The sequence below is a fragment of the Variovorax sp. 01T439_2 genome (assembly GCF_056398445.1).
Map to the genome: position 1 here is coordinate 1 of NZ_JBFTPJ010001354.1, position 1,032 is coordinate 1,032.

The 1,032-nt window shown below is 71.7% G+C and carries 1 protein-coding gene; it reads left to right on the top strand.

Annotated elements, in window-relative coordinates; all coding sequences use genetic code 11:
• Position 1: 1 nt before the first annotated feature.
• A partial coding sequence (locus AC1DOC_RS34900; RefSeq protein WP_478131745.1) for a heavy metal translocating P-type ATPase occupies positions 2-1,032 on the top strand: 1,031 nt, incomplete at its 3' end.

The following is a 1,032-nucleotide window of genomic DNA, read 5'->3' on the forward strand; positions in this document are numbered from 1 at the left end:
CATTCCCACGATGGACTGCGCGGTCGAAGAGTCCGAGATCCGGCGCGCGCTCGAACCGGTCGCGGGTGTGCGCGGGCTGCGCTTTCGTCTCGGCGAACGCACCATGGCCATCACGGCCGACGAAGGCGCCTTGCCCGGTGCGCTCGACGCCATCCGCAAGGCAGGCTTCAAGCCCGAGCCGTTGAACGACGCGGCAGGCAGGCCGGCCGACGGTGCGCAGCCGGCGGCAGCCTCTGCAGGCATCGCGGGCATGAGCAGCGGCCTCGTGCGCCTCGTTGCCGCGCTGGTGCTCGCCATCGCGGCCGAGGCCGTTGCCTTTCTCGCACCGGAGGGCGCCGGGTCCATGGCGGCGGAGATGGGGCTCGCGCTCGCGGCCATCGCACTGGCCGGCCTCGACACCTACAAGAAGGGGTTTGCCGCGCTGCTGCGCGGGCGCCTGAACATCAACGCGCTGATGGCCGTGGCGGTCACGGGCGCCTTCCTGATCGGGCAATGGCCCGAGGCCGCGATGGTGATGGCGCTCTATGCCATTGCCGAGCTGATCGAGGCGCGCGCCGTCGACCGCGCGCGCAACGCCATCCAGGGCCTGCTGGCGCTGACGCCCGAACTGGCCGAGGTCAGGCAGCCCGACGGTCGCTGGAAGACGGAAAAGGCCGATGCGGTGGCGCTCGATGCCGTGGTGCGCATCCGGCCCGGCGAACGCGTGCCGCTGGACGGCGTGGTGACCGAAGGGGCGAGCGCCATCGACCAGGCGCCGGTCACGGGCGAGAGCATTCCGGTCGACAAGGCGGTGGGAGACCCGGTGTTCGCGGGCACCATCAACCAGACGGCCGCGCTCGAATTCCGCGTCACCGCGGTGGCGGCCAACACCACGCTCGCGCGCATCATCCATGCGGTCGAAGAGGCGCAGGGCACGCGCGCGCCCACGCAGCGCTTCGTCGACCGGTTCGCGGCCGTCTACACGCCCGCGGTCTTCGTGCTGGCCATTGCGGTGGCGCTGCTCACGCCCTGGCTCATGGGCTGGAGCTGGAC